This is a genomic window from Pseudoclavibacter sp. RFBB5, from assembly GCF_002931555.1.
GTDB lineage: Bacteria > Actinomycetota > Actinomycetes > Actinomycetales > Microbacteriaceae > Pseudoclavibacter.
The window spans coordinates 1,073,586-1,099,768 of the sequence record NZ_PSTZ01000007.1 but is presented as its reverse complement, the minus strand read 5'-3'; the positions used below and the strand labels follow the sequence as shown (position 1 = coordinate 1,099,768).

The 26,183-nt window shown below is 68.2% G+C and carries 26 protein-coding genes; 15 read left to right on the top strand and 11 right to left on the bottom strand.

Features of this window, described 5'->3' with window-relative positions:
• Positions 1–66 precede the first annotated feature (66 nt).
• Complete coding sequence (locus C5B97_RS13090) at positions 67–1,062, bottom strand: ABC transporter substrate-binding protein (RefSeq protein WP_104312425.1); 996 nt, start codon at positions 1,060–1,062, stop codon at positions 67–69.
• Positions 1,063–1,120: 58 nt separating this feature from the next.
• Between C5B97_RS13090 and C5B97_RS13085 the strand changes: the two genes are divergently transcribed.
• The 4 genes from C5B97_RS13085 (at position 1,121) to C5B97_RS13070 (ending at position 4,985) form a co-directional block, all read left to right on the top strand.
• Positions 1,121–2,188 (top strand): iron ABC transporter permease, encoded by a 1,068-nt coding sequence (locus tag C5B97_RS13085; protein ID WP_258068234.1) that lies wholly within the window; start codon positions 1,121–1,123, stop codon positions 2,186–2,188.
• Positions 2,185–3,249 carry an iron chelate uptake ABC transporter family permease subunit gene (locus C5B97_RS13080; protein WP_104312423.1) on the top strand — a complete coding sequence of 355 codons (1,065 nt, stop codon included), beginning with the start codon at positions 2,185–2,187 and terminating at the stop codon, positions 3,247–3,249. Before C5B97_RS13085 ends, C5B97_RS13080 begins: the two co-directional genes overlap by 4 nt.
• Positions 3,250–3,317: 68 nt before the next feature.
• A complete protein-coding gene (locus C5B97_RS13075) occupies positions 3,318–4,514 on the top strand; it encodes an MFS transporter (RefSeq protein WP_258068233.1) in 1,197 nt (398 codons plus the stop codon).
• A gap of 18 nt (positions 4,515–4,532) precedes the next feature.
• Complete coding sequence (locus tag C5B97_RS13070; protein ID WP_104312422.1) at positions 4,533–4,985, top strand: DUF1622 domain-containing protein; 453 nt, start codon at positions 4,533–4,535, stop codon at positions 4,983–4,985.
• Between the two features lie 51 nt (positions 4,986–5,036).
• Here C5B97_RS13070 and C5B97_RS13065 read toward each other — a convergent pair whose 3' ends face one another.
• The 3 genes from C5B97_RS13065 to C5B97_RS13055 all read right to left on the bottom strand — a co-directional run bounded on the left by C5B97_RS13065 (position 5,037) and on the right by C5B97_RS13055 (position 8,338).
• A complete protein-coding gene (locus tag C5B97_RS13065) occupies positions 5,037–6,239 on the bottom strand; it encodes a TetR/AcrR family transcriptional regulator (protein ID WP_181027005.1) in 1,203 nt (400 codons plus the stop codon).
• Positions 6,240–6,446: 207 nt separating this feature from the next.
• Positions 6,447–7,898, bottom strand: a complete 1,452-nt coding sequence (locus C5B97_RS17990) for an Ig-like domain-containing protein (protein WP_181027004.1) — start codon at positions 7,896–7,898, stop codon at positions 6,447–6,449.
• Positions 7,899–8,134: 236 nt separating this feature from the next.
• Complete coding sequence (locus C5B97_RS13055; RefSeq protein ID WP_068478769.1) at positions 8,135–8,338, bottom strand: cold-shock protein; 204 nt, start codon at positions 8,336–8,338, stop codon at positions 8,135–8,137.
• Between the two features lie 639 nt (positions 8,339–8,977).
• On the opposite strand from C5B97_RS13055, the gene C5B97_RS13050 reads away from it, so the two are divergent.
• The 4 genes from C5B97_RS13050 (at position 8,978) to C5B97_RS13035 (ending at position 12,774) form a co-directional block, all read left to right on the top strand.
• Positions 8,978–9,760 carry an alpha/beta hydrolase gene (locus C5B97_RS13050; RefSeq protein WP_104312420.1) on the top strand — a complete coding sequence of 261 codons (783 nt, stop codon included), beginning with the start codon at positions 8,978–8,980 and terminating at the stop codon, positions 9,758–9,760.
• 101 nt (positions 9,761–9,861) lie between these two features.
• Positions 9,862–10,950, top strand: a complete 1,089-nt coding sequence (locus C5B97_RS13045; protein ID WP_104312419.1) for a GNAT family N-acetyltransferase — start codon at positions 9,862–9,864, stop codon at positions 10,948–10,950.
• Positions 10,951–11,002: 52 nt separating this feature from the next.
• Positions 11,003–11,830, top strand: a complete 828-nt coding sequence (locus tag C5B97_RS13040) for a VOC family protein (protein WP_104312418.1) — start codon at positions 11,003–11,005, stop codon at positions 11,828–11,830.
• Entirely contained in the window at positions 11,827–12,774 is a 948-nt protein-coding gene (locus C5B97_RS13035) for an SDR family NAD(P)-dependent oxidoreductase (protein WP_181027003.1), read from the top strand. Before C5B97_RS13040 ends, C5B97_RS13035 begins: the two co-directional genes overlap by 4 nt.
• On the opposite strand, the gene C5B97_RS13030 is transcribed toward C5B97_RS13035, so the two are convergent.
• Positions 12,714–13,100, bottom strand: a complete 387-nt coding sequence (locus tag C5B97_RS13030; protein WP_104253758.1) for a co-chaperone YbbN — start codon at positions 13,098–13,100, stop codon at positions 12,714–12,716. The genes C5B97_RS13035 and C5B97_RS13030 overlap by 61 nt on opposite strands.
• Positions 13,101–13,204: 104 nt before the next feature.
• Between C5B97_RS13030 and C5B97_RS13025 the strand changes: the two genes are divergently transcribed.
• Positions 13,205–14,674 (top strand): DHA2 family efflux MFS transporter permease subunit, encoded by a 1,470-nt coding sequence (locus C5B97_RS13025; RefSeq protein WP_104312625.1) that lies wholly within the window; start codon positions 13,205–13,207, stop codon positions 14,672–14,674.
• A 70-nt stretch (positions 14,675–14,744) separates the two neighbouring features.
• Here the strand turns inward: C5B97_RS13025 and C5B97_RS13020 are convergent, their stop codons facing one another.
• The 5 genes from C5B97_RS13020 to C5B97_RS13000 all read right to left on the bottom strand — a co-directional run bounded on the left by C5B97_RS13020 (position 14,745) and on the right by C5B97_RS13000 (position 19,202).
• Positions 14,745–15,032 (bottom strand): YciI family protein, encoded by a 288-nt coding sequence (locus C5B97_RS13020; RefSeq protein WP_104312416.1) that lies wholly within the window; start codon positions 15,030–15,032, stop codon positions 14,745–14,747.
• 8 nt (positions 15,033–15,040) lie between these two features.
• Positions 15,041–15,961, bottom strand: a complete 921-nt coding sequence (locus C5B97_RS13015; protein ID WP_104312415.1) for a PRC-barrel domain-containing protein — start codon at positions 15,959–15,961, stop codon at positions 15,041–15,043.
• Between the two features lie 107 nt (positions 15,962–16,068).
• On the bottom strand, positions 16,069–17,013 hold the full coding sequence (locus C5B97_RS13010) for a DUF4349 domain-containing protein (protein WP_181027002.1): 945 nt from the start codon (positions 17,011–17,013) through the stop codon (positions 16,069–16,071).
• Positions 17,014–17,117: 104 nt separating this feature from the next.
• Entirely contained in the window at positions 17,118–17,948 is an 831-nt protein-coding gene (locus tag C5B97_RS13005) for an aldo/keto reductase (protein WP_104312413.1), read from the bottom strand.
• A gap of 39 nt (positions 17,949–17,987) precedes the next feature.
• The gene (locus C5B97_RS13000) at positions 17,988–19,202 is read right to left on the bottom strand and encodes an MFS transporter (RefSeq protein ID WP_104312412.1); all 1,215 of its coding nucleotides are present in this window, start codon (positions 19,200–19,202) and stop codon (positions 17,988–17,990) included.
• Positions 19,203–19,533: 331 nt separating this feature from the next.
• Here C5B97_RS13000 and nrdH point away from each other — a divergent pair, with 331 nt between their 5' ends.
• The 6 genes from nrdH to C5B97_RS12975 all read left to right on the top strand — a co-directional run bounded on the left by nrdH (position 19,534) and on the right by C5B97_RS12975 (position 24,489).
• A complete protein-coding gene (gene nrdH / locus C5B97_RS12995) occupies positions 19,534–19,770 on the top strand; it encodes a glutaredoxin-like protein NrdH (protein ID WP_068478736.1) in 237 nt (78 codons plus the stop codon).
• 48 nt (positions 19,771–19,818) lie between these two features.
• Positions 19,819–20,250 carry a class Ib ribonucleoside-diphosphate reductase assembly flavoprotein NrdI gene (gene nrdI / locus C5B97_RS12990; RefSeq protein ID WP_104312411.1) on the top strand — a complete coding sequence of 144 codons (432 nt, stop codon included), beginning with the start codon at positions 19,819–19,821 and terminating at the stop codon, positions 20,248–20,250.
• Positions 20,247–22,373, top strand: a complete 2,127-nt coding sequence (gene nrdE, locus C5B97_RS12985; protein ID WP_104312410.1) for a class 1b ribonucleoside-diphosphate reductase subunit alpha — start codon at positions 20,247–20,249, stop codon at positions 22,371–22,373. Before nrdI ends, nrdE begins: the two co-directional genes overlap by 4 nt.
• 80 nt (positions 22,374–22,453) lie before the next feature.
• Positions 22,454–23,437 carry a class 1b ribonucleoside-diphosphate reductase subunit beta gene (gene nrdF, locus C5B97_RS12980; RefSeq protein WP_104312409.1) on the top strand — a complete coding sequence of 328 codons (984 nt, stop codon included), beginning with the start codon at positions 22,454–22,456 and terminating at the stop codon, positions 23,435–23,437.
• A 261-nt stretch (positions 23,438–23,698) separates the two neighbouring features.
• Positions 23,699–23,860, top strand: coding sequence for a hypothetical protein (locus C5B97_RS17985; protein WP_181027001.1), 162 nt, complete (start codon positions 23,699–23,701; stop codon positions 23,858–23,860).
• A 95-nt stretch (positions 23,861–23,955) separates the two neighbouring features.
• Positions 23,956–24,489, top strand: a complete 534-nt coding sequence (locus C5B97_RS12975; RefSeq protein WP_104312408.1) for a DUF6328 family protein — start codon at positions 23,956–23,958, stop codon at positions 24,487–24,489.
• Here C5B97_RS12975 and C5B97_RS12970 read toward each other — a convergent pair.
• Entirely contained in the window at positions 24,459–26,120 is a 1,662-nt protein-coding gene (locus tag C5B97_RS12970) for a metallophosphoesterase (RefSeq protein ID WP_181027000.1), read from the bottom strand. The two genes, C5B97_RS12975 and C5B97_RS12970, sit on opposite strands and share 31 nt — an antisense overlap.
• Positions 26,121–26,183 lie beyond the last annotated feature (63 nt).

Here is a 26,183-nt window from a genome sequence, read left to right as displayed (position 1 = left end):
CGCAGGCGGAGACGGCGCCCGCCACCGGGACTCGGTGGGCGGGCGCCATCTGCGTCAGGGTGCGCGCTACTTGCCGGCGAGCGCCGTCTGGATCTGCGGGGCGACCTGGTCGATGGCGTACTGCACGGCGAGCGTCGTGCCGAGTGAGTACGCCGAGGCGACGTCGCCGTCGATGACGACGGCACGCCCGTCCGCGACTGCGGGAATCTGCTGCCACTGCGCGTCATCGGTGATGGCCGACTTCTCGATGAAGATCGGGAACGCGACGATCAGGTCTGCGTCGAGCAGGTCGAGCTGCTCGTTGGAGACGGTCGAGGTGAAGCCAGACTCGGCGACAGGGAGCTCGGCGATCTTCGGGCTCTGCACGAAGCCGAGGTTCTCGAGGAACGCGACACGCTCGCTGCCGTCGATGTACGCGCCCCAGCCCTCGGACGTCTTCGTGGCCGCGGTCGCCGTCTTGCCAGCCCACTCCGGGTTGGCGTCTGCGACAGCAGCGAAGGCCGCGTCCACGTCCGCGAGCAGCTCGTCACCCTTCTCGGGGACGCCGAGCGCGCTCGAGATGAGCTGCATCTGCTGCTCGGTCGACGTCAGGTAGCTGTCGCCTCCCTCCGGCACACCGACCGTGGTGGTGATCGAGGAGAGACGGTCGTAGCGGTCCTGGTCTCCGGAGCTCTTCGTGTCGAGGATGAGATCGGGTTCGAGGGCCGCAATCGCCTCGTAGTCGGGCTCCATGGTCTCGATGATGACCGGGGCCGTGTCGTAGAGACCCTCAGCCCAGGGGCCGACACCTTCACCGCCGAACGCCAGCCAGTCCGACGCGCCGACAGGCTGGACGCCGAGCGCGAGCGCGGTCTCGGCATCACCCCATCCGAGGGCGACGATGCGGGTCGGTGCCTCATCGATCGTGACCTCGCCGAACTTGGTGTCGACGACCGCTGGGAACGTGCCACCGGCTGCCGGGGCGGACGTGTCTCCTGCATCGGTGTCGGCGGTCGCGGAGCATCCCGTCAGCAGGAGAGCGGCTGCGGAAGCGAGGGCGAGGCCCTTGGCGAGGTGGTTCATGGAGACCTTCTGTCTGAGTGAGCGGCAGTCGATGTAGGTTAGCCTAAACTCGGTTGTCGTGACGACAGAAGTGAAAGCCGGCGCACCTGGCGGCGTGGTCCGTTCCTCGGCAGGCTCGACCAAGCGCGTCTCAGCGGCGCGGCGAGGCTCCATGCTCCTGATCTCGACTCTCCTGCTCGCCCTCGCCTGCGCCCTCAGCATCGCGATCGGCTCCCGGGAAGTGCCGCTCGGGCAGGTCTGGGCCACGGTCACCGGGGGAGACGTCGACCAGGCCACGCGCACGGCGATTCTCGACCTGCGCGTCACGCGCACCATCATCGGCCTGCTCGTTGGCGCCGGCCTGGCAGTCGCTGGTGCCATCATCCAATCCGTCACCCGGAACCCCCTCGCGGACCCCGGCATCCTCGGCGTCACCTCGGGGGCATCCTTCGCCGTCGCGCTCGCCGTGGCCGTGCTCGGCGTGACCAGCCCCAACGGGTACGTGTGGTTCGCGTTCCTGGGCGCCGCGGCGACAACCGTGCTCGTCTACTTCCTGGGCAGCGGAAAAGGCGGGCCGAACCCGCTCAGGCTCACACTCGCCGGCATGGCGTTCGGGGCAGTGCTGAGCGGCATCATCGCCGCGATCCGCTTCTCCGACCCGCAGCGGTTCAACGCCCTGCTCGTGTGGGAGTCCGGCTCCTTTCAACTTCGAACGCTCGAGACCACGCTGCCGGTCGCGCCGTTCGTCGTCGCAGGAGTGGTGCTGGCGCTCTCGCTGGGCCGCTCGCTGAATGCGCTGGCGCTTGGCGACGACCTCGCGCACTCGCTCGGCTCCTCGGTCGCGCGCACCAGGGTGCTGTCCATCGTCGCCGTCACGCTGCTCGCGGGAGGCGCCACGGCGATCGCCGGCCCGATCGCGTTCGTCGGCCTCATGGTGCCGCACCTCGCACGGGCCATGGTCGGTCAGGATCAGCGCTGGATCCTCGGACTCAGCGTCCTCCTCGGCCCCTCTCTCATGCTCGTCGCAGACGTCCTCGGCCGGGTCGTGCTCCGGCCAGGCGAGCTCCCCGTCGGCATCGTCACAGCGTTCATCGGCGCCCCGGTGCTCATCGCCCTGGCACGCCGGAAGAAGGTGAGCGGCCTGTGACCAGGCAGGACATCACGCCGCGGCGCGATCACCAGGCGGCACCGTCGAGGCCCGCAGGTCCCGCGAGGGTCGCGCGCGAGTTCCGACTGCGGCGCACCGTCGTGGTGACGCTCATCCTCAGCGGCGTCGCCGTCCTGCTCGCCGTCGTGGCGCTCGGGCTCGGCAAGTACCCGCTCACCCCCATCGAAGTGCTCGAGGCGGTCTTCGTCCCCGACGGCGGCTTCGCAACGACCGTCGTGCTCGAGTGGCGAGCGCCGCGAGTCGTCGCGGCACTCGTGTTCGGGGCGGCCCTCGCCGTCTCCGGCGCGCTCTTCCAGTCGCTGACGCGGAATCCGCTCGGCTCGCCAGACGTCATCGGGTTCTCGACCGGCGCGTACACGGGCGCCGTCATCGTCATCATCGCCGGCGCGGGCACCTTCGTCGGGACGGCACTCGGAGCGCTCGCCGGCGGCCTGCTCACGGCCATCCTGGTCTACGCCCTCGCACGTCGGGGAGGCGTCAGCAGCTTCCGCCTCATCGTGGTCGGCATCGGCGTGACGGCCTTCCTGCACGCCCTCAACACCTGGATGCTCCTGCGCGCGCAGACGGAGGTCGCGATGACGGCGTCCATCTGGGGCGCCGGGTCGCTTGCGCTCGCCCAGTGGTCGCAGCTGGTGCCCGCCGCGGTCATCCTGATCCTCCTCGTGCCCGCCGTCGCGCTGCTCGCCGGCCCGCTGCGGCAGCTCGAACTGGGCGACGAGACCGCGAGGAGCCACGGCGTGCGGGTCGAGCCGACACGCTTCGCAGTGCTCATCGTCGGCGTCATGCTGACGGCAGTCGTGACCGCGGCGACAGGCCCCATCGCCTTCGTCGCGCTGTCGGCGCCGCAGCTCGCGCTGCGTCTCGAGCGCGGGCCGGGTGTGCCGATTCTGTCCTCCGCGGTCCTCGGGGGAGTGCTGCTGCTCGCGGCCGACCTCGTCGCGCAGCACGCGCTCGGCGGCGCTGTCCCGGTGGGAGTCGTGACGATCGTCATGGGCGGTGCCTACCTGGTCGTCCTGCTGGCTCTGCAGGCCCGGCGGTAGGGCGAGGCGCACGTGCTGTGCTTGGATTGCATCATGCTCAGCAAGCACCACGACGACGCGGTCGGGGAGTGACCTCCCGGGCTGACCGGCGGGCGCGCATCGCCGTCGCCGCCATGTTCCTCACCAACGGGGCGCTCTTCGCGAACCTCCTCCCTCGGTATCCTGGGCTCAAAGCCGAGCTCGCGCTCAGCAACGTCGAGTTCGGGCTCGTCGTCGCCGCCTATCCGAGTGGCGCGCTCCTCGCAGGGCTCGCCGCGGCCGCGCTCATCCGCCGCTTCTGGTCGTCGCGCCTCGCTGTGGCCGGGACAGCGATCACCAGCGTCGCCTTGTTCGCGGCGAGCTTTGCGCCGAACGGGCTGCTGCTGGCAGCGGCGTTCGCGCTCGGCGGTGCGGCGGATGCGCTCACCGACGTCGCGCAGAACTCGCACGGACTGCGAGTTCAGCGCCGCTTCGGGCGCTCCATCATCAACGGATTCCATGCGATCTGGTCGATCGGCGCAGTGCTCGGCGGGCTCATGGGAGCGGCGGCCGTGGCGCTGCATGTTCCCCTTCCGCTGCACCTCGGCATCAGCGGCGTGCTCTTCACAATCGTGGCGGTTCTCGCGTACCGGTGGATGATCCCGGGCCCAGAGCACGACGACGTCGAGGTGTCGACTGCCGGAATCAGGGTCGTGCAAGCGGGCACGGCGTCTCGGGGTGGGTCGGCGAAGTACGTCGTGCTCCTCGCGCTTGTCCTCCTGACCGTCGCCGGCTCGGTGGTCGAGGACTCGGGCAGCACCTGGGCGGCCCTCTACCTCGCCGGCTCGCTCGATGCACCTCAGGCGCTCGCCGCGTTCGGCTTCATCGCGCTCGTGGGCGCGCAGTTCGTCGGGCGGATGCTCGGGGACCGCCTCGTCGACCGGTTCGGGGAGCGCCGAGTCGCGCAGGCGGGTGGTCTCGTGACGGCGCTGGGCATGGGGGTCGCCTTGCTGTTCCCGAGCGTTGGCGGGACCATCGCAGGGTTCGCCGCTGCAGGCTTGGGCATCGCGACGCTCGTGCCTGCCGCGCTGCACACGGCTGATGAGCTGCCCGGGTTCAAGCCGGGCACGGCTATCACGCTCGTCTCCTGGCTCATGCGACTCGGGTTTCTCGCGGCACCGCCCCTCGTGGGGCTGCTTGCCGATGCAACCTCGCTCCGGGTGGGTCTCATCGTGGTGCCGGTCGCGGGGATCGTCGCGTTCCTGTGCGCCGGTGTGCTCGCCGGACGCCACCGCAGGCACGAATAAGCAGACAGGGGAGCTGGAATGCAGGAATCAATGGACCGCGTGTTCGAGATCGTGGCGGTCGCCGTCGAGGTCCTCGGTGCCGCCGCGATCATCATCGGCATCGTCGTCGCGATCGTGCTCGCCGGCTTGGCGCTCCTGCGCGGGCAGGGCGGAACCGCCGCTCTTGCGACGCTGCGCACGTCGCTCGGGGCTGGCATCCTCCTGGGGCTCGAGGTGCTCGTCGCCGCCGACCTCGTGCGCACCATCACGTCGAAGCCCTCGCTGGAGGACGCGCTCATCCTCGGACTCATCGTGGTGATCCGGACGGTGCTGAGCATGTCGATCCAGATCGAGATCGAGGGGGTTCTGCCGTGGCGTCGGGCCCTCACCATGAGCGGCGCGCAGGTGCTCGCCGATCAGGTGCGAGCTGCGCGGCGCCCGCCCATCGGCGAGGACGGAGCGGCGGGAGTCCACGGCACCGACCCGCGGTGACGGCTGCGGCCCGCGCCCGTGCCAGGCGCGGGCCGCAGACTGCGGTGCGGGTCAGACGCCCAGGACGGCGCGCAGCATGTGCGCGACGCGCGCGCGGTTGCTCGGCGTGTCCTGCCAGGCAAGCACGCGCCCGAGCGAATCCACGACGTGGAAACCGGCATGGGCGATGCAGCGGGCTTCGGAGGCGGAGAACTGCGGCTTGACCGCGCGCAGCAGCCCAGCCCACTCCTCGATGTGGTCCCGCTGCAGGGCCAGCAGGCGCTCACGCTCTTCGTCGCTGAGGTTCGTCGACTCGGCGATGTAGACCTGCAGCAGCTTGTGGTGCGCGAGCTGTGCTTCGACGTACGCGTCGATCAGGCCATCCAACGCCGCATCGTTGGAATCGACGGCCGCGAACACGTCACGCGTCACCTGACCGAGGTACTCGGCGGCCCGGGAGCAGGCGGCTGCGAGGATCCCGCTCTTGCTCTCGAAGTGCCGGTACACCCCGGAGGCCGTGATGCCGACGGCACCGCCGATCTCCTCGATGCTGACGAGGTTGTATCCCCGCGCGAAGAACAGGTCGATCGAGTGCGCCACGATCTGCTCGCGCTTGGCGGTCGACGGGATCCCCGTGGCGGCAGGAGCGACGTACGCCTCCGTCTCGGGGAGGTCGGCTTCGAGGGCACGCTGCGAGGCAGAGCGCAAGTACTCGGAGGTCGCCGCGGAGATGCTCGTCCGGTGCATGGACACGCTCGCGAGCACCGCGAACGCCGCCCGGCTCTGCAGCGCGCGGTCCTCGCTGCTCAAGCCTGGACGTAACTCCTTCAGCACGCTCGAAAAGCGTCCGTAGACCTTCGCGAGGCGCTGGTCCACCGAGGCGCGGTCGGCCGGTTCGAGGTAGCGAGACTCCCAGCGGATGATCTCGCCGGTCCCTCGGCACTTGATGAGACTGTCGAGCGTCGCGTGGATGAGCGCAGCAGCCCGCTCCTCGGCGGGGGCACCGGCGGCGACGGTGGTCTCGGTGACGTCATCCGTTGCGCCCTCGACGGCGTCGACGATACCGAAGGCCGTGTGCTTGAACAGGTCGTACTTGTTGGCGAAGTGGCGGTACAGGGCCGGGGCGGAGATGCCGACCGAGGCAGCCACGTCGCTCATGCTCACCTGGTGGTAGCCCCGAAGCGCGAACGCCTGCGTGGCGGCCGACTCGATGCGCTGCTTGCGGTCCTTGGGGCGGATTGTCGGAGTGTGAGGCCACGTGGGGGGAGTGGTCATGGAGGGGGTGTTGCTCCGTTCAAGATCTGGTGCTGGTAGTGAACGAGGTCTTCGGCGCTCGGGGGTTCGCCTCTCGCCCCAGAAGGATACTCGTCCTACCGGTGGTTCTTCTTCGAACACACCCGATCTGCGGAGCGCGAACGGTGTCGTCCGTGAACGACGAATGCCACCCTGTCGAGGACAGGGTGGCATTCGAGAGCTCGCGCGTCAGGGCTGCGAGCGCCTGGTACGTGCAAGGAGCATTGCACCGGCCACCAGGAGCAAGGCCGCTGCAGCCGCTGCGAACGGTGCCAGAGTCTCGGCTCCGGTCGTCGCGAGGCTGCCCTCCGGAGCAGGCGTGATCGTCGGCGTCACAGGAGGATGCGAGGCACTCGTTGGCGTCGGCGTGAGGGCCTGTGACGGTGTCGGTGTCTGCGTGGCAGTTGGAGTTGGAGTTGGAGTTGGTGTCGGTGTCGGCGTGGCGGTTGATGTCGGCGTTGGCGTCGGCGTGGCGGTTGGCGTCGGCGTGGCAGTCGGCGTCGGCGTCGGTGTCGGCGTGGCAGTCGGCGTCGGTGTCGGCGTGGCAGTCGGCGTCGGTGTCGGTGTCGGCGTGGCAGTCGGTGTCGGTGTCGGTGTCGGTGTCGGCGTGGCAGTCGGCGTCGTCGGAGGCGTTCCCGTGCCGTTTCCGCCGCCCTGCTGTTTGACCGTCGTGACGTGCTCGACGGTGCTGCCGTCGATGTTCGCGCTGTTGCCGAACTTCTGCCCGAGCACGAGGGGGCCCGTGGCGGTGGTCCTGTACATGAGGCGGTATCGAGCGTCGGACGGGATCGGACCTGCGAACGTGAAGGTGTAGCTCAGCAGGTCATCACTCACCGAGACGGAGTACTCGGACGGGTCGACGTCCGTGAGTTCGCCGTCCCCCGTGGCTGCGGCGAAGGAGAACGACCCGGGATCGATCTCGTGGGGCGCGAATCCTGCGCCAGCATTGAGCGCATCCGTGATCGTCAACGTCTCCTGGCCGGCGAACTGCGAACCGGGCACGTAGATGCGCCACGTCATGCTGCCACTGGCCGTGATCGGGAAGGAGTCCTTGACCAGCGACGTCACCGGCGGCTCACCGGCCGGGACGCCGATACCGCCGCCGGGGAGGGGGACAACCGTCACGACGCCGTCGACCACGAAGTCGAGTCCGTCCTTCTCCGTGACCTCGCTCGCCTCGGCCCAGAACCACAGGTCGCCGGCAACGTCCTGGAGCGCGTCGACGCGGTCGGTGAGGGTGCAGGTCACCACCGGGGCGTCATCGTCGCTGACGGTGCAGTTCGCGACGGTCGTGTCCGGGTCCTCCGGCGCGGAGATCGAGAACGTGCCGGCGCCCGCTATGCCGAATTCCGAGGGGAGCGTGATGCCGAACGTCTCACCGGCCGTCGCCCCAGTTGGGACTGACCATTCTGCGTCGATGCGGAGCCAATCCCACTTCTTCGCTTCCTCCGTCGATGAGCCGCTGTTGGTCGTGATCGTGATCGACGAGGGATCGATCGCGGTCGGATAGGTGAAGTCCGCTTCCGCGGCACCCGCCGTAGTGATGCCGCCGCCGATGGCGAGTGTGCTCGCGGCGAGCGTTGTCGCGAGAGCGAGGCTGGTTCTGCGGTGTTCCGCTCGGTTCGTCTGTGTTGCGCTCAATCTTCCCCCTGAAGTCGGTGTGGTGCGCGCGGCATGGCGCGCGGCCCGAACAGGGTAGGCAGGAGCCTCGTGGAGTGCCCGCATTTCAGGGGAGGGTGGTGCCGGATTTAGTCCGCTTCGATAGCTCACCAACCCGGAGATGCGTCGGCATACAAACACAGCGAGTGCGACCCGAAGGTCGCACTCGCTGGGCGTGGTCAGCTCGTCGGAGGACGAGGACCGCTGAGAGCCTGTATTTAGAGCGGGCGGATGCTCTCGGCCTGGAGACCCTTGGGTCCCTGGGTCACATCGAACTCCACGCGCTGGTTCTCTTCAAGCGTGCGGAAACCCTGGACGTCGATTGCGGAGTGGTGCGCGAAGACGTCGGGCGTTCCGTCGTCCGGAGCGATGAAGCCGTAGCCCTTGTCTGCGTTGAACCACTTCACGATGCCAGTTGCCATGTTTTTCTTCCTTCATTGTTATGCAGCCCGTACTTCGGGCGATTGATCCGCGTACGGATCTGTGCTTATTAGGCACGGTCTATTTCGCGCAGGACTGCGCTGTCCGAATCTGGAGCGATTCGGGTTGCTGTTCACGACAGCGTGAACGAGCAAAGATCAGGGGTGGATAAGTACTTGGGTCGGTGCTGTCTGGGGGGCAGTTCCGATTCGGATGGGGCGCGCGCTCGACCCGTATTCACTGCGGTGCTACTGGACGGCTTCCCGACACTCAGCGCGTGAGCCCAACGCTATCACGCTCTGCGCCCGCTATCGCGGGCGAATTCAGGCGAAAATCGTCACGCGGGGTCATAGGCCGGAAACCCACCGTCTGGTCAGCTCTGGGTGGCGTCGACATTGCCGAGTTTCCGGTACCAGCAGCAGGTGACCTGTGCCTTCGGAACGCGGTCCAGGTGGTGATGTTGGACATGCGGCGCTTCTCAGGGGTTAGGTTTACCTTAGTGATGGACCGGCATCCGACGAGCGTGAGTTGGAATGCTCGACCGAGCGCTCCCTCTGCCTCGGAACGGCCGGGCGGGCGCCACCGCGTCTACGCTGGAGCGTGAATGCGTACCATTGAGAGCCAGCGAAGGAGTGGATCGCATGACGGGTGATGAGGCAATCTCGCCCGTGCGCGCGCTCCGCGCCCTCCACGCGGCACGGCGGTCCGACCGTGCATCCGGGCCCGGAGGACGGCGTGTGGAGCTCGACGGGGGTCCCGTCGAAGTCCTCGAGTGGCTCTCCTCCCAAGGGCGCAAGCACGACAACCTCCTGGTCCTCGATGAGCGACGTTCGGTGACCGCGGGAGCCCTCGCCGAGCTGCTTCCGGACGCGCACGTGCTTGCGCCGTCTCTCGACGACCTCGGCTGGGCCCAGAGGTCAGAGGTCGCTCCGTCGACCAGCATCCCGGCTGTCGTTCAACTGCTCGACCACTTCTCCATCGAGCGCGCAGTGCTTGTCGGAGCTGCGGACGCCGCAGACCTCGCCGTCGCCGTCGCCGGAGCGCATCCAGATCGTGTGGGGGCGCTCGTGCTGGTCAACGGTGGTATCGGGCCGTCTGAGGAGCGCGCCGGCGTGACCGAGGGCACCGGGTCCGGTTCGCGCGACGCCCTGTCAGGGCTGCGGGTGCCCGTTGCCTTCCTGTTCGGTGGGCCCCTGGCCGAGTCCATGGGCTACACACCCGCATCGGTCCGAGCGACCACGTCCTGGCTGCGGCACGTCGACGCGCAGCATGTGGTTGCGGACGAGCATGAGCAGTTCGAGGAGCGGGCGCTCGCTCTCGTCGCCGACATCGTCGAGGCACAGCTCGCCGCGGTACGTGCGCGGGCGGCGCATCCCGCGACCGGCTCCCACCGCGTGATCACGCCGGTCGACGACGCGAACTGATCGCCGCTCGCCCGCTGTCTGAGCGACTGCGCGCGGCGTCGTCGTATGCTGGACAGTTGCACATACGGGCGCGTCGAGCCCGGAGAAGTATTGGATGGTCTATGAGCGTCGCAGCTAGCGTCGAGCCACGCACGAACACGAACCCGGGCAGCTTCATCGTCCGAGAAGCCCGAGTGGACGAATTCGAGGCCGTTGGGGCGCTGACGGTTCGCTCCTTCGATGCTGGCTCCCACGGCAGCGCACGGTGGCGCGAGTGGCGTCGCCCTGCGGAGCGGGACGTCCTCGCGCGAAGCGAGGCCGGCACGGTGCTCGTGGCGGTCGCCGATGGCAGCGAATCGCAGGCCTCCGTGGTGATCGGGACGACGACGGTCCTTCGCGCCGGAACGGACCCCGCACGTCTCGCACGCGGGGACGAGGCCGAGCTGCGCTTCACCGCGGTGGCTCCCGAAGCGCGAGGCGCGGGAGTTGCGGATGCCCTGGTTCACTCGGGCCTGGAGCTCGCCCGCCGGGGTGGCGCGAGGGCGGTTGTCCTCGACGTCGGTGCCGCGAACACGCAGGCCAGACGGCTGGCCGAGCGGGTCGGATTCGCCAGGGTGAAGGGCCGGGACACCGAGGACGAGACCGCCGGCGTGGAGCTGGCCTACCGCTACGACCTGACGCAGACCGAGGGCATCCGCATCCGCCTGGTCAGGCACGGTGAGATCGAAGCCATCGGCAGGCTCACCGAGCGTGCTTACAGCAACGACTACGAGGTGACGCCGAGCTACGCGGAGGACCTGCGCGACGCCGCCAGCCGCGCACGACGCGACGAGGTCTGGGTGGCAGAGGACATCGCTACCGGGCAGATTCTCGGCTCGGTGTGGACGCCGCGTCCTGGGGAGCGGATCTCCCAGCTCGCCCGGCCGGGAGAGCTGGACTTCCGCATGCTCGCGGTCGCTCCTGAAGCCCGAGGTCGGGGCATCGGTCAGGCGCTCGCTGGCCACGTCATCGCGCTCGGCCGTGACCGCGGGGCATCGCGCGTGGTCATGAACAGCGGCCCGGAGATGCTCGGCGCCCACCGCCTCTACGAGCGTCTCGGATTCGTGCATCTCACCGACCGTGAGGGGCCGAAGGAAGTGGCCCCCGGCATCGTCGTGCACCTCTACGCCTTCGGCTACGACCTCAGCGCCTCCCCGGCAGTGGAGATCTGACGCTCCTAGACTCGGTGCATCCAATCTCTCGTTCGGCGGTGAGGAGCAGACGATGCCCAGGTACGAGCGCTTCGACGCAGGGGACCCCTGCTGGGTGGAACTCGCGACGTCGGACCCGCGGGGGTCGGCGTCCTTCTATTCCGCGGTTCTCGGCTGGACGCTGGAGGACATGGGTCCGGAAAGCGGGCACTCCCACCTGATCGAGGCGGGTCCCCTCCCCGACGGTGGCTCGGCAGTCGTCGGCGGGCTCGGTGCGGCCGAGTCCGGCCAGCGGACCTCGTGGATCGTGTACTTCGCGGCGCCGGATATCGAAGCGGCCCACGCACGCGCCCTCGGTGCGGGCGCGTCATCGCTCGTCGACCCGAGTGATGTCCTGGACCAGGGGCGGATGGCGCTGCTCGCCGACCGGCAAGGCGCGACGTTCGGACTCTGGCAGCCCGGCGGGCGCCGAGGCTTCGACGCCTGGGGCGAGCCCGGTACCACCGCGTGGTTCGAGCTGCACACGACCGAGCTGGACGAGGCGACTGAGTTCTACGCGGCGGCCACGGGGTTCGACCCGCATCCCATGGCTGGGCCGCCCGAGTTCCGGTACACGCAGTTCGGGCCGAGGCCGGGCGGCGAGGATGCACGCTTCGGTGCCTTCGAGGAGTCGGCCGGGAGCGGGACCGGCACCAGGGGCGCAGCGCAGCGGCCAGACGCCGAGTGGGTCGTGTACTTCGTGACGCCCTCCGTCGATGAAGCCACGTCCAGAGCTCGCGGCCTCGGGGCAGACGTGCTCGGCGAGCCCGCGGACACCCCCTTCGGAAGGATGGCGAACCTCGTCGATCCGTTCGGCGCGGGCTTCTGCCTGGTCGAGGCGATGGAAGGGGGTGGAGAGTGAGGGCACCCACCGAGTACGGGCCGCACGACCTCACGGGTCGCCGCTACCTGATCACCGGGGCCTCGACGGGGCTCGGCTTCTTCACGGCGAGGAGCCTCGTCGGACGGGGCGCGGACGTGGTCATCACGGGCCGCAACGCCACGCGACTCGCCGCGGCTGCAGCCGGGACCGGGCGTCCGGACCTCACCACCACGCTGCCGTTCGACATCGCCGAGCTGGGGGAGGTCGAAGCTGCCGCGCAGACACTGCTCGACGGGCAGAGCGCCGGAGGCGGGTTCGACGGTGTCGTGCTCAACGCCGGTGTTGTTCATCCCCCCGCAGAGCGCGAGACGACGAGCGACGGCATCGAGCGGGTCTTCGCGACCAACGTGCTCGGACACTTCGCCATGCTGAGCCGCCTGACGGCCGGGGCAGCGCTCCGTGAGAGCGCGGCGATCGTCTGGCTCGGCAGCATCGCGCCCGCCCTGACCCGCGCGCACCTGCAGGACGTGCAGCTGCGCGGCGGCTACACGTCGTGGAATGCGTATGCGCAGTCGAAGCTCGCGACGCAGGCGCTCGCCATCGAGGGCGACCGGCGGGCGCGTGCCGCCGGCGGGCACGTGCGGAGCCTCGTCGCGCATCCGGGATACTCGACGGGTGGGCTCACGCCGACCGTAGCTGGCGTGCATGAACCCTCGTTCGGCAAGCGAGCCCTCGACGGGCTGCTCGCCTTCGCTGCCCAGGGCAAGGACGATGGTGCGCTGTGCCAGCTCCGGGCCGTGACCGATCCGGAGCTCCTCGGCGGCGAGACCATCGTCCCAGCCCGTCTCACGCGAGGGCGCCCGGTGCAGGGCACCTCGCACTGGCGCAGCTACGACAGCGAGCTGGGCGAGCGCCTCTGGGACTACTGCGCGTCGCTCGCGGGCGCCGCGCCCGACTTCTCGGCGATCTCGGCGCGAACCTGATCCATGTCGACGTTCTCGAGTGCCTCGATGAGCTTCTCCACCCCGGCGAGGGGCATCGCACCGGGCTCTCGGTAGAGCAGCACACCGTCACGGAACGCCATGAGCGTCGGAATCGACGTGATCTGCAGGCCAGCGGACAGCTCCTGGTTGCTTTCGGTGTCGACCTTCGCGAACGTGATGTCCTCGTGGCGCTCCGACGCGGCGGAGTAGATGGGACCGAACTGACGGCACGGGCCGCACCATTCGGCCCAGAAGTCCACGAGCACGATGCCCGAGGAGTCGACCGTGTCCTTGAACGTCTCAGTGGTGATGTCGATGGTTGCCATGCGTCTCCTATCTCGGGGCGTACGGGGAGCACAACGCCCCACGGATGCACGCTATTCCGTCGGTGCTGAGCGTCGCATCCGCAAGCGGCGTAGCATCCACCCTCGTGGAAACTGTCTCCCGCCCCTGGCCCGCCCTCTGGGCCCTCGTCACCGGCTTCTTCATGATCCTGGTCGACTCCACGATCGTCTCCATCGCGAACCCCTCGATCCTCCGTGACCTGCAGACCGACATCACCGCGGTCATCTGGGTCACGAGCGCCTACCTGCTGAGCTACGCCGTGCCGCTGCTCATCACCGGCCGTCTGGGGGACCGCTTCGGGCCCAAGCGCATCTATCTCATCGGCCTCGTCGTGTTCACGCTCGCCTCACTCTGGTGCGGCCTGTCGGGCGACATCGGGACCCTGATCACCGCCCGCGCAGTCCAGGGCCTCGGCGCTGCGCTCATGACACCGCAGACGATGTCCGTCATCACCCGGATCTTCGCGCCAGACAAGCGAGGCGCCGCGATGGGCCTCTGGGGTGCGGTCGCCGGCGTCGCCACGCTGGTCGGGCCCATCCTCGGAGGGTTCCTGGTCGACGGCCTCGGTTGGGAGTGGATCTTCTTCGTGAACGTGCCGGTCGGCATCGTGGCGTTCATCCTGGCCTGGCGCCTCGTGCCGAGCCTCGAGACGAAAGCGCATTCCTTCGACTGGCTCGGGGTCGTGCTGAGCGCCGTCGGCCTGTTCCTGCTCGTGTTCGGCATCCAGGAGGGCCAGACCTTCGACTGGGGGCAGATCGCCGGACCCATCTCGGTGTGGAGCCTCATCGTGGCCGGCGGTGTCGTGCTCGCCGGCTTCGTGGTCTGGCAGCGCTTCAATCGCAGGGAGCCCCTCCTGCCGCTCGGTCTCTTCCGGGACCGGAACTTCACGGTCGCCAACCTCGCCATCTCCGTGCTCGGACTCGCGATCGTCTCCATGCCGCTGCCCATCGCCTTCTACTTCCAGACCGCGCGTGCCCTCGAGCCCACCCAGGCGGCGCTCATGCTCGTGCCCATGGCGGTCGTCTCCGGAGTCATGGCGCCCTTCGTCGGCCGGCTCACCGACCGAACCCAGCCGCGCTGGATCGCGTTTGCCGGCTTCCTCATCGTCGCCGTGTCGCTCGCCTGGCTGTCGCTGCTCATGACGGCGGAGCGGCCGCTCTGGCAGCTGCTCATCCCGCCCGCATTCCTGGGTCTCGGACTCTCCGGCCTCTGGGCTCCGCTCGCGACGAGCGCGACGAGGAACCTCCCGCCGGCGCTCGCGGGGGCGGGTTCGGGGGTCTACAACATGACGCGCCAGGTCGGGTCCGTGCTCGGCTCGGCCGCGATCGCGGCGCTCATCAGCTCGCGCCTCGCGGCTGAACTGCCGGGAATGCCGGCGGAGGCTGCCGAGCAGAGCAGCGGCGAGCTGCCCGCCGCAGTCGCCGAGGGTTTCTCGACCGCGATGGGGCAGGCGCTGCTCCTGCCGATCGCTGCGTTCGTCGTTGGGGCGGTCATCGTGCTCTTCTTCGAGAAGCCCCGAGTCGAGGAGACCGCGCGGGCCGAGAGCCGCGCATAGGCGACCGAACCGAGACGAAGCCGGCCGCCGCGAGTGCGGCGACCGGCTTCGTCCGACGAGGTTCGTGCGGTTACGGGACGAACGGACCGAAGACCGGGGTCCACTCGTAGACATCGGTCTGGCGGATGACGCCGACCTGCGCGAACGGATCGGCGGGGATCAGCTCGCGCAGCGACGCTTCGTCGTCGCTCTCCCACAGGAGCAGCGCGCCGGCGTGGGGTGCCGCCCACGGGCCCGAGGCCTTCAGGATGCCCGCATCCTTCTGCTCGCCGAGCCAGGCTCGGTGCGCGGGGCGGTGCTCATCGCGGGTCGCGTCTGAATCGTCGTCGTAGTGATAGATCGTGGCGAAGATAGGCACGGAGGCTCCTAGGTGCGGTCGGTGGTGCTCGGGTCGGTCGTCTCGTCGTTCGGGCGCTGGAAGCCGATCTCTTCCCACTCGTTGACGGTGGGCGCCTCGAACTCGTCATCGTCGGCCGCTGCCTCGGCCGTCGCGATGAGGCGAGTGTCGTCGTCATCGGCGGTGAGCAGCGGTGCCGCCGTCTCGTGGGCGTCGAGGCTGGCTTCCGTGTCGAACGCCGAATCCGAGACGGACTCGGCGAGCAGCGCATCCTCGGCCAGGGTCGCCTCGTCGGTCTCGCCGATGTCGTCGCTGCTTCCCTCGAAGACGACCGGAGCGCTGCCGGGGCGCAGCTCGCTCCCGCCTTCGACGAGGCTCGTCTCAGTGCCGTTCTCGGGCATGCGACCGGGAACCTCGTAGTGCACGTAGAGAGCGTCCTCCTCGGCGGGGCTGAGGTTCTGGTCGACCTCGGTGCTCGGCGCGCTCGTCACGAGCGACTTCGCGTACGGGACGAGGATCCGCTTCTCGTCGAGCTCCGCGAGGTCGAGCGGGATGAAGTACTCCTTGGTGCCGAAGAGGCCCGTCTTGACGGTGACCCAGTTCGGGTCGCGAGTCTGGTCGTCGAGGTACACCTGGCCGACACGGCCGATGCGCTCGTCGCCGGGGCCGAAGACCGTCGCCTGGAAGATGCGGGTGAGCTTGGCCTCGTGCGCCTTCAGCTCGGCGGCGGCGTTGCTCTCCCCGCTGAGAGCGGGGCCGCCCGCCGTCAGGGAGTCGGAGCCCTCGTCGACCTGCTGCGGGGGCGCGACCGGGTCGTCCTCGAGTCCGCCAGCGACCTCGGCGTCGGTCAGGCCCCGCTCGGGGGCCCCGGTGGCGTCGATGCGCGTCGTGTCGTCGTCGCCCGGCTCGAAATCAGGGTCGAACTTGGTGTTCGTGTCGTCGGCAGCCATGCTGTGCTCCTCGGTCAACGTGGATGTGGCGGGTCGCTCGCGCCGGCCTGCGCGCGAGAGACCTGCACAAGACTAGCGATCGCGGCGGTGCGCTCGCCGAGTCGCGGCTAGGACGAGGCTCCGGGCGGCGCCGTCTCCCCGGATGCCGACGGCCCCGTCGAGGCCTGTGGGCCCGCAGGTGCGTGGTTCGGGACGGCTGGCGCTGCCGCTCGCCGGGCGGCCCTTTGCCCTGCACCCTTCACGCTGAGCCGCACGATGAGCCATGCCGCGGCACCAAGGACGGTCAGGAGCACGAGGCCGGGCAACGCGAAGCCGAACGCGGTCCAGAAGGCCGCGAATCCGCGGAACAGGGCAGCCATGCCATCACGCAGTCCCGCCAGGAACCCGGCCGGCTCACCGCCGGGCGATGGTGCGTCGCTCGAGATCGAGATGGACACGGTCGAGTAGGCGATGCTCTCCTCGAGCACTTCGAGCTGTGCGCGCAGGCTCTGCAGCTCGCCGGTGCGCTCGGTGAGCGTCGTCTCGATCGCAAGGAGGTCGTCGACCTCCGTCGCTGAGGAGAGCATTCCCCGCAGGGAGGTGACCGAGGCCTCCAGCGTCGCCACCCGGGAGGACATGTCCGTCTTCTGCAGGGTCACGTCGACCGCCGAGGTCTCGACCGAGACGACATCGCCGACGTCGCGCAGCTCGGTGATGAACGCGTCGTAGTCGTCAGCGGGGACGCGGGCTGTCAGCTGCGCGGAGATGAAGTCTCCACCGGTCTCCGACCGAGCGTCGATGCGCCCGTCGCGTGCCTTGACGAGAGCCTCGACCTGCTCTCGAACGCCCGGCACGTCACCCGTCTGGATCCCCACGTAACCCGTCGTCACGACATCGCGATTCTCCTCGGTGGCGCCCGTCACGGGGGCCTGGCCGGCGTCTTCCTGCGCGACTCCCTGCGGAGCCCCGGCGGACTCGGCCGAGGAGGTGCCATTGCCTGCGCATCCGGCGAGCAGGAGGGCCGACAGGGTGAGGGCGGTCGCGGCTCCGAGCCGCCTCAATGTGGTGCGCATAGCTGTCATGCAAGCACCTGTAGGGGGCGGGCGCGCTCCGAGTTCCCCCAGAGAACGCGCGTCGAGGAGTGCGTCGCGTTCGATCTGCGCCGGGGGAGAGGCGCTCAGAAGAAGAGGTCGGGGTCCTTGCCGGTCCGTTCGCCGGATTCGAGTGCGGCGATCACGGCGAGGTCCTCGGCGTCGAGGCTGAAGTCGAAGACCTCGAGGTTCGAGGCGAGCCGATCGCGGTGGACGGACTTGGGGATGACGACGTTGCCGAGGTCCAGCTGCCATCGCAGCACCACCTGAGCGACGGTCTTGCCGTGCTTCTCGGCGAGTGCGACGAGCGCGGGCTCCTGGAGCAGCGTGCCTCTGGCGAGCGGGGACCACGCTTCCGTCAGGATGCTGTGGGCGCTGTTGTAGGCGCGCGTCTCGGTCTGCGGCAGCCGGGGGTGCAGCTCGATCTGGTTGACGGCCGGGACGGTGCCGGTCTCCGCGGCCAGGCGGTCGAGGTGATGCCCCTTGAAGTTCGAGACGCCGATCGAGCGGGCCCGGCCCTCGTCGCGGAGCCGTTCGAGCGCTTGCCACGTCTCGACGTATCGGTCCTGCGTGGGGGCTGGCCAGTGGATGAGGTAGAGGTCCACGTAGTCCAGCCCGAGCCGCTCGAGGCTCTCGTCGAACGAGGCGAGCGTCTCGTCGAAGCCGTGCCGGTCGTGCCAGACCTTCGTCGCGACGAACAGGCCATCGCGAGACGCGCCGCTCTCGCGGATGCCGCGCCCCACGCCCACCTCGTTGTCGTAGAACGCGGCGGTGTCGATGTGGCGGTAGCCGAGGTCGATGGCGTCGACGACGACTCGCGTCGCCTCCTCGTCAGGCACCTTGTAGACCCCGAGCCCCAGCTGCGGGATCTCGATGCCGTCGTTCATGGTCAGGCTGGGGGAGAGCGGCGAGGTCATGGAGGCCTTTCGTTCGGCGTGCGACTGAGCGAGAGTCGATCAGGAGGGCGCGTTCAGGATGTTCATCGGCTCGGTGTCGGGGCGCGGAGCGATGTCGGTGCCGCGGAGGTCCGGGATGCTCCGACGCCAGACGAGCGCGACGGCCGCGCCGAGGAGCGCGAAGGCCGCGCTGACGAGGAAGCCGCCGAGAGAGCCGGCGAGGTCGTTGGCGATGCCGGCGAGCGCGGAGCCCGCGGCCGCGCCGATGAGCTGGCCGGTCGCCATCCACCCGTACGACTCTGCGCTCTCGCTGAACCTGACGCTCGAGGACACGGCCGAGAAGCTGCCGGAGAAGACCGGCGCGATGCCGAGGCCGCTCACGAAGAACGCCGCGCCGAGCCAGATCGGGTTCGTCGAGATGAGTGCGAGACCGATGCCGAGGAACACGATGCCCATGCGGCGCGCCAAGGACGCTGGGGCCAGCGGGAGGTGTCCGAACGCGAGGCCTCCGACGAGGGAGCCCACGGCGAACACCGCCAGCAGTATCCCGGTCTCGGCTCGCTCGTGCCCGAACTCGGCGACGACGGCGGCCTCGATGGCGGAGCAGGCGCCGACGAGCAGCGCGCCGATGATCGACATGAGAACGACCACGGGATTGCGGAGCACCGCCCCGGCCCTCCTCCTCGACTTCGGGATGCGGACCTTCCCCACCTCGGGCGCTGCCACGAACCAGAGGCCGCCGAGGAGCAGGATGCCGGCCGCGACAAGGATGCCGGCGGCGGGGGAGATCGCGAACGCGACGGCCGTGGTGGCGACCGGGCCGATGACCCAGATGACCTCCTGGAGGGAGGCGTCGAGGGAGAAGAGCCGAGAGAGGAGGGCCGCGTTGACCACCTTGGGGTAGATGGTCCGTACGGCAGGGGAGACGGGAGGGATGGTGAGGCCGGCGAGGACGGCGATGATCGCGGCCTGCCAGAGCACCGGCGGCCAGAGGGCGAGGGCCGTGAGCGACACGGAGCACGCGACCATCGTCGCGATGAGAACGGGGCGCATGCCCCAGAACGTCATGAGGCGACCCGCCACCGGTCCGGAGACCGCCTGGCCGATGCTCAACGCGGCAAGGACGACGCCGGCCGAGGTGAAGTTGGAGTACGTGTCCTCGATGTGCATGAGGATCGCGAGCGAGAGCATGCCGGCGGGGAACCTGGCGACGAGCTGCGAGAGCAGGAGTCGTGCCAGGCCAGGGGTTCTGAGTACAGTCGCGTAGTTCGTCACAGCGCCGACAATCGTACGCCTCAGACACAGAATGTCGGTGGTTGGGGACAGACTGTGCACAACCGCCGAAAACCGGTGGAGAAACGCCGGAAACAGGGGCATTTTCTGTGGAGGACTTGTGGAGAACTACACGGTTGTAACACCGCATCTAGTGGTGGTAGCCTCATCGAGCACAAGATGTAGTGGCCGCGGGAAACTGCGACACAACGGGGGTTCATCCACCTGGCACCGCGTGAGACTGCTCCGGCAGGGCCGCGGAAGACCGGGCGAGACGCGTTCACCGAACTGCACGAATAGCACTCCCAAGCACTTAGGAACCAGGAGAAAACCCATGGCAATCGCCGTCTACAGCAAGCCGTCATGCGTGCAGTGCACCGCCACCTACCGTGCCCTCGACAAGCAGGGCATCGAGTACGAGATCTTCGACGTCTCGGCCGACGAGAAGGCACTCCAGACCGTCAAGGAGCTCGGCTACATGCAGGCTCCCGTCGTCATCGCCGGTGACGACCACTGGTCGGGCTTCCGTCCCGACAAGATCAGCCAGCTGGCTGCTCTCGCCACGGCCTAGTCGTCGCACCGCGCTGCTCTCGCCGCTGCTGAAGAAGGGACTGCACCCATGACCGGGCTCATCTACTTCTCGAGCGTCTCAGAGAACACGCGTCGCTTCGTCGAGAAGCTCGAGCGGCCGGCGAGCCGCATCCCGCTCTTCCCGAGCGAACCTCAGCTTGTCGCGGACGAGCCCTACGTGCTCATCCTCCCCACCTACGGTGGGGGAGATGGGCGCGGGGCCGTCCCCAAGCAGGTCATCAGGTTCCTCAACGAGCCGCGCAATCGCGAGCTCCTCCGCGGCGTCATCGCCGGCGGCAACACGAACTTCGGCAAGGGCTACGGCCTGGCAGCCGACATCATCTCCGCGAAGTGCGGCGTACCCACGCTCTACCGCTTCGAACTCTTCGGCACGCCAGACGACGTCGCCGCAGTCAACTCTGGATTGGACAGGTTTTGGCAGCAACAACCGCTCTCGACGACGCAAGTGTCATCACGATGAACGCACCAACGGCGGCGAACACGCTCGACTACCACTCGCTGAACGCGATGCTCAACCTGTACGACGAGAACGGCCAGATCCAGTTCGACAAGGACCGCGAAGCCGCTCACCAGTACTTCATCCAGCACGTCAACCAGAACACGGTCTTCTTCCACGACCTCGAAGAGCGCCTCGAGTACCTCGTCGAGAACGAGTACTACGAGCCCGAGACGCTCGCGATGTACTCCCACTCGTTCATCGAGCAGCTCCGCAACCGCCTCTATGCGAAGAAGTTCCGCTTCCCCACGTTCCTCGGCGCGTTCAAGTTCTACACCTCGTATGCCCTGAAGACGTTCGATGGCAAGCGCTACCTCGAGCGCTTCGAGGACCGCGTGCTCATGGTCGCGCTCGGCCTCGCGCAGGGTGAAGAGGCGCTCGCAACCTCGCTCGCCGACGAGATGATCGCCGGTCGCTTCCAGCCAGCAACCCCCACGTTCCTCAACACGGGCAAGAAGCAGCGCGGCGAGCTCGTCTCCTGCTTCCTCCTCCGCATCGAGGACAACATGGAGTCCATCGGCCGCTCCATCAACTCCGCGCTGCAGCTCTCCAAGCGCGGCGGTGGCGTCGCCTTCAACCTCTCCAACATCCGCGAGTCCGGCGCTCCGATCAAGCAGATCCAGAACCAGTCCTCTGGCATCATCCCGATCATGAAGCTGCTGGAGGACTCCTTCTCCTACGCGAACCAGCTCGGCGCGCGGCAGGGTGCCGGAGCCGTGTACCTCAACGTGCACCACCCGGACATCATGCGGTTCCTCGACACGAAGCGCGAGAACGCCGACGAGAAGATCCGCATCAAGACGCTCTCGCTCGGCGTCGTGGTTCCCGACATCACGTTCGAGCTCGCCAAGCGGGGTGAGGACATGTACCTCTTCTCCCCGTACGACGTCGAGCGCGTCTACGGCAAGCCGTTCGGCGACATCTCCGTCACGGAGAAGTACTACGAGATGGTCGACGACGCGCGCATCCAGAAGACGAAGATCAGCGCACGCACGCTGTTCCAGACGCTCGCCGAGATCCAGTTCGAGTCCGGCTACCCGTACATCATGTACGAGGACACGGTGAACCGTGCGAACCCCATCGAGGGCCGCATCAACATGTCGAACCTCTGCTCGGAGATCCTCCAGGTCAACTCGCCGACGACCTACACCGACGACCTCGGCTACGAGACCATCGGCAACGACATCTCCTGCAACCTGGGTTCGATGAACATCGCGGCAGCCATGGACTCCCGCGACCTGGCGACGGCCGTCGAGACAGCCATCCGCGGTCTCACCGCTGTGAGCGACATGAGCCACATCGCCTCGGTGCCGTCCATCGCGAAGGGCAACGACGAGTCGCACGCCATCGGCCTGGGCCAGATGAACCTGCACGGATTCCTGGGACGCGAGCGCATCTTCTACGGTTCGGAAGAGGCTCTCGACTTCACGAACATGTACTTCTACACGGTCGTGTTCCACGCGATCCGTGCCTCGAACCTCATCGCGACCGAGCGCGGCCGCTCCTTCGCCGGCTTCGAGCGCTCCACCTACGCGACGGGCGAGTTCTTCGACAAGTACGTCGACGTCGAGTGGGCTCCTAAGACGGAACGCGTCCGCGAGCTCTTCGAGGGCATGCACATCCCGACCCAGGCCGACTGGGCTGAGCTGCGCGAGCTCGTGCAGAAGCACGGCATGTACAACCGCAACCTCCAGGCTGTGCCGCCGACCGGGTCGATCAGCTACATCAACCACTCGACCTCGTCGATCCACCCGATCGCGTCGAAGATCGAGATCCGCAAGGAAGGCAAGCTCGGCCGCGTCTACTACCCGGCGCCGTACCTCTCGAACGACAACCTCGAGTACTTCGAGGACGCCTACGAGATCGGCTACGAGAAGATCATCGACACGTACGCCGAGGCGACGCAGCACGTCGACCAGGGCCTGTCGCTGACGCTGTTCTTCAAGGACACGGCGACGACCCGCGACATCAACCGCGCGCAGATCTACGCGTGGAAGAAGGGCATCAAGACGATCTACTACATCCGTCTTCGTCAGCTCGCGCTCGAGGGCACCGAGGTCGACGGCTGCGTCAGCTGCATGCTGTAACAGCACTCCTCGGCCAGGCCGGCCTCCGGGCGAATGCCCGACTATTCCCGCACGAACGCGACAGAAAAGAACTCACGCAGATGAACCCGCAGGTCGAGACGAGCCACCTCCTCCAAAAAGTCGAGGCGATCAACTGGAACCGCATCCCGGATGAAAAGGATGTCGAGGTCTGGAACCGACTCGTCAACAATTTCTGGCTTCCGGAGAAGGTGCCGCTGTCGAACGACGTGCAGTCGTGGAACACGCTCACGCCGGCCGAGCAGACGCTCACGATGCGCGTCTTCACGGGGCTCACGCTGCTCGACACGATCCAGGGAACCGTTGGCGCTGTCAGCCTCATCCCTGACTCGCTGACGCCGCACGAGGAGGCCGTCTACACGAACATCGCGTTCATGGAGTCGGTGCACGCCAAGAGCTACTCGTCGATCTTCTCGACGCTCTCGAGCACGCCGCAGATCGACGACGCGTTCCGCTGGTCCACAGAGAACGAGAACTTGCAGCGCAAGGCGCAGATCGTCATGAACTACTACCACGGCAACGACCCGCTCAAGCGGAAGATCGCGTCGACGCTGCTGGAGTCGTTCCTGTTCTACTCGGGCTTCTACCTGCCCATGTACTGGTCGAGCCACGCGAAGCTCACCAACACGGCCGACCTCATCCGCCTCATCATCCGTGACGAGGCAGTGCACGGCTACTACATCGGGTACAAGTTCCAGAAGGGCCTCGAGCTCGTCGACGAGGCCAAGCGCCAGGAGCTGAAGGACTACACGTTCGAGCTGCTCTTCGAGCTGTACGAGAACGAGGTGCAGTACACGCACGACCTCTACGACGAAGTCGGCCTGGCCGAGGACGTCAAGAAGTTCCTGCACTACAACGCCAACAAGGCGCTCATGAACCTCGGCTACGAGCCCATGTTCCCCTCCAGCGTCACCGACGTGAACCCGGCGATCCTGTCGGCGCTCTCGCCGAACGCCGACGAGAACCACGACTTCTTCTCCGGGTCCGGCTCCTCCTACGTCATCGGCAAGGCCGTCAACACCGAAGACGAGGACTGGGACTTCTAACCCCAGGCCCCCGCAGCGCCACCCTCGAGGCGGCACCGACCAGGAACCTGGCCGGTGCCGCCTCGAGGCGTCTCTCTCGACAACGCGCCCCTGACTTTCTTCCCGCAGCCCGCACCCCGGGGCTCGTGGCGTCGAGCTCTGTGTGGCTTTGGGGAGTCCGACTTCTGGTCCGATCCAGGCCGCGCGCGCTACGCTCTGGGCAGCGGCACCCCGCCGCCGGAGGGCGAGCACGGTTCCCCAAGCACGATCGAAGGAGATCCCATGGGACACGACAAGAACGAGGAACTTCGCGAGGAGCACGAGCACCAGGAGGAGCACCGCCAGGAGCGCCGCGACGAGACGTTCGAGGCGGGCAGCGGTGCCGTCGACGACGAGGGCTCGCAGGACCGCCGACGCCAGGACGGCGTCAGCGACCTCTCCTGACCGCTGAGTCCGGCGCTCCCCGACCCTCGGCTCGGGGAGCGCCGGACCACCAGCACAACGAGATACCCGGCACCTCCAGGAACGCAGGAGAAGTCATGGTCGACAACGAGGTCACCACCACGCCTGACGACGGGCGCGACGAGACTCCGAACGAGCGCTACGACCGGAACTGGAACGAGCTCATGCAGGAGTTCCGCGTGCTGCAGACGGGCACGCAGATCATGGCCGGGTTCCTCCTGACACTGCCGTTCCAGCAGCGCTTCACCGAACTCGGGACGTTCGACCACGTGCTCTACCTGTGCCTCGTCATCTTCGCCGTCGTCGTCACCCTGTTAGCCCTCGCACCGGTCATGTTGCACCGAGTGCTCTTCCAGGAGCGCGCAAAAGCACAGCTCGTGCACGCGGGGAGCGTGATCCTCCTCGTCTGCCTCGTCGCAGCCACGCTCCTCTTCGTCGGCATCGTGCTCTTCGTCTTCGACTTCGTCGTCTCACCCACCGCCGGCCTATGGGCCGGCGGCGGGATCGCCGTGCTCGCCGTCTTGCTGTGGACCTTCGGCCCCAAGCTCCTCCGGGCCGCACGTGACCGCGCCGCAGACGACTACCCCAGCGGGAACGCGTCGAAGAGCTGAGCGGGGGCGTCCGGGGTGCGCGAGTCGACCACGTAGCTCGAGACCTCCGCACCCGCATCCGCTGACACGGTCAGCACGCTGAAGACGCTCAGCTCGGGGTCGGCGACGTACGGGAGCGGCTGGTTCTCGGGTCCCAGCCGGGGGCGGATGCTCGGCACGATGGGGGTGAGGCCGCCCGGGTCGCCCTGAGCGAGGGCGTCGTGGGCGTTCCAGAGGCGAGGCGGGCGGGCGCGCTGCCGTCCGCCGCCGCTCTCGAACGCTCCGTGGGTGCTGCCCGCGTGCGAGGTCTCGAGGTAGTGCACGCCCGCTGGCGACGTGAACCTCGACCAGAGATGGGAGTGCCCGCCGATCACGAGCTCGACGCGTGCCGCTTCCAGCAGCGGCGCGACGTCGCGAAGCAGGATGTTCTCGCTCGACGGGTAGTCGTAGCGCACCCCGGTCACCTGCCCAGTCGCATCCCGCTCCTCGAGGCGAACGGGATGCGCGAAGTGCGGCATCGCGTTCACGCCGATGCTGTGCGGGCTCTCGTGCATGACGACGATCCGCAACCTCGCCTCCGCGAACTCCGGACTCCGCAGTTCGCGTCGCAGCCAGTTGTACTGCGGGCTCCCGGCGCTCAGGTCGTCGATGATGTGCGAACCGTAGCGTTGGGCCAGGGGGTCGTCGAGCACGTCGCGCGACTCCTGGTACCTGCTCGAGACGACACGGTCCTCGGGGTGCTCCGCCGCGCGGTCGGATCGCCAGACACGCGCCGCGCTGAGCGCGATGATGCGCACGCCGCCGAAGGTGATGGCGAAGAAGCGCGCCCCTGACGGGGACGGGAACAGCATCTCGTAGTTCGAGAGGCTCAGGCCGTCCGGGCTGACGGCGAGCGGCAGCGCGTTCTCGAACGATTCCGCGAGCGTGGCCCCGGCCTCTCGCATCCCTTGGACTTCATGGTTGCCGACAACCGAGAGCATCGGCGTGTTGGGCAGGATGCCTCGCATCGAGGGGAAGAACGCCGAGCCGCGGGCGTCATCGAACCACTCTGAGGCGCGGTCGGGGACATTCACGAAGTCGCCCGCGTAGAGCACGGCGTCGAAGCCCCCGGTTGCGGCGATCGCCTGCTGCATCGTGGCGGGCACCGTCGCTCCGAGCTGATGGTCGCTGGTCAGCAGCAGCCTCAACGAGGGCGAATCCGCTGGGGGAGCGGCTGACAGGTGGGCGACGTCGGATGCGACCCCGGAGCTGGCAACTCGGTACGCGTACGCCCGCCCGGGTTCGAGGCCCGTCGCTCTCGCGGCGATCCGCCACACCTCGCGTGGCACGGTCACGCCGCTTGTCTCGCCGCTCTGCAAGGCGAGACGAAGGTCGACCAGCCGCGCCGGGAGCACGCTCTCGCGGTCTTCGGCCATCGCGGACAGGCGCGTGCTGGCGGCCTGCACCCAGACAGCGCCGGGAAGCTCGCCGCCGATCGACGCACCCAGCAGCTCGTCCGGGCTCAGCTGCTCGAGGCGGTCGGCAAGCTCCCACGGCGCGAAGACCAGGCGGCTCGCGCGCGGCCTCCGATCGGTCACCCAGGCGACCTCGACACCTGTCTCGTCCGGCAGCAGCAGGTACGGCTCGCACAGCAGTCCGATCTCGTCGCTCACACGCCCCATTCCGTCATCTGAGCCGCTCCGACTCTTGCGGGTCTTCCCACCAGTGGCAAGAGT

Excerpts from the sequence above, each read along its gene's own strand:
- C5B97_RS13090 (WP_104312425.1), bottom strand. The coding sequence starts at position 1,062 with ATGAACCACCTCGCCAAGGGCCTCGCCCTCGCTTCCGCAGCCGCTCTC.
- C5B97_RS13070 (WP_104312422.1), top strand. The coding sequence starts at position 4,533 with ATGCAGGAATCAATGGACCGCGTGTTCGAGATCGTGGCGGTCGCCGTC.
- C5B97_RS13065 (WP_181027005.1), bottom strand. The coding sequence starts at position 6,239 with ATGACCACTCCCCCCACGTGGCCTCACACTCCGACAATCCGCCCCAAG.
- C5B97_RS13055 (WP_068478769.1), bottom strand. The coding sequence starts at position 8,338 with ATGGCAACTGGCATCGTGAAGTGGTTCAACGCAGACAAGGGCTACGGC.
- C5B97_RS13050 (WP_104312420.1), top strand. The coding sequence starts at position 8,978 with ATGACGGGTGATGAGGCAATCTCGCCCGTGCGCGCGCTCCGCGCCCTC.
- C5B97_RS13045 (WP_104312419.1), top strand. The coding sequence starts at position 9,862 with ATGAGCGTCGCAGCTAGCGTCGAGCCACGCACGAACACGAACCCGGGC.
- C5B97_RS13040 (WP_104312418.1), top strand. The coding sequence starts at position 11,003 with ATGCCCAGGTACGAGCGCTTCGACGCAGGGGACCCCTGCTGGGTGGAA.
- C5B97_RS13030 (WP_104253758.1), bottom strand. The coding sequence starts at position 13,100 with ATGGCAACCATCGACATCACCACTGAGACGTTCAAGGACACGGTCGAC.
- C5B97_RS13015 (WP_104312415.1), bottom strand. The coding sequence starts at position 15,961 with ATGGCTGCCGACGACACGAACACCAAGTTCGACCCTGATTTCGAGCCG.
- C5B97_RS13010 (WP_181027002.1), bottom strand. The coding sequence starts at position 17,013 with ATGCGCACCACATTGAGGCGGCTCGGAGCCGCGACCGCCCTCACCCTG.
- C5B97_RS13005 (WP_104312413.1), bottom strand. The coding sequence starts at position 17,948 with ATGACCTCGCCGCTCTCCCCCAGCCTGACCATGAACGACGGCATCGAG.
- nrdH (WP_068478736.1), top strand. The coding sequence starts at position 19,534 with ATGGCAATCGCCGTCTACAGCAAGCCGTCATGCGTGCAGTGCACCGCC.
- nrdI (WP_104312411.1), top strand. The coding sequence starts at position 19,819 with ATGACCGGGCTCATCTACTTCTCGAGCGTCTCAGAGAACACGCGTCGC.
- nrdE (WP_104312410.1), top strand. The coding sequence starts at position 20,247 with ATGAACGCACCAACGGCGGCGAACACGCTCGACTACCACTCGCTGAAC.
- nrdF (WP_104312409.1), top strand. The coding sequence starts at position 22,454 with ATGAACCCGCAGGTCGAGACGAGCCACCTCCTCCAAAAAGTCGAGGCG.
- C5B97_RS17985 (WP_181027001.1), top strand. The coding sequence starts at position 23,699 with ATGGGACACGACAAGAACGAGGAACTTCGCGAGGAGCACGAGCACCAG.
- C5B97_RS12975 (WP_104312408.1), top strand. The coding sequence starts at position 23,956 with ATGGTCGACAACGAGGTCACCACCACGCCTGACGACGGGCGCGACGAG.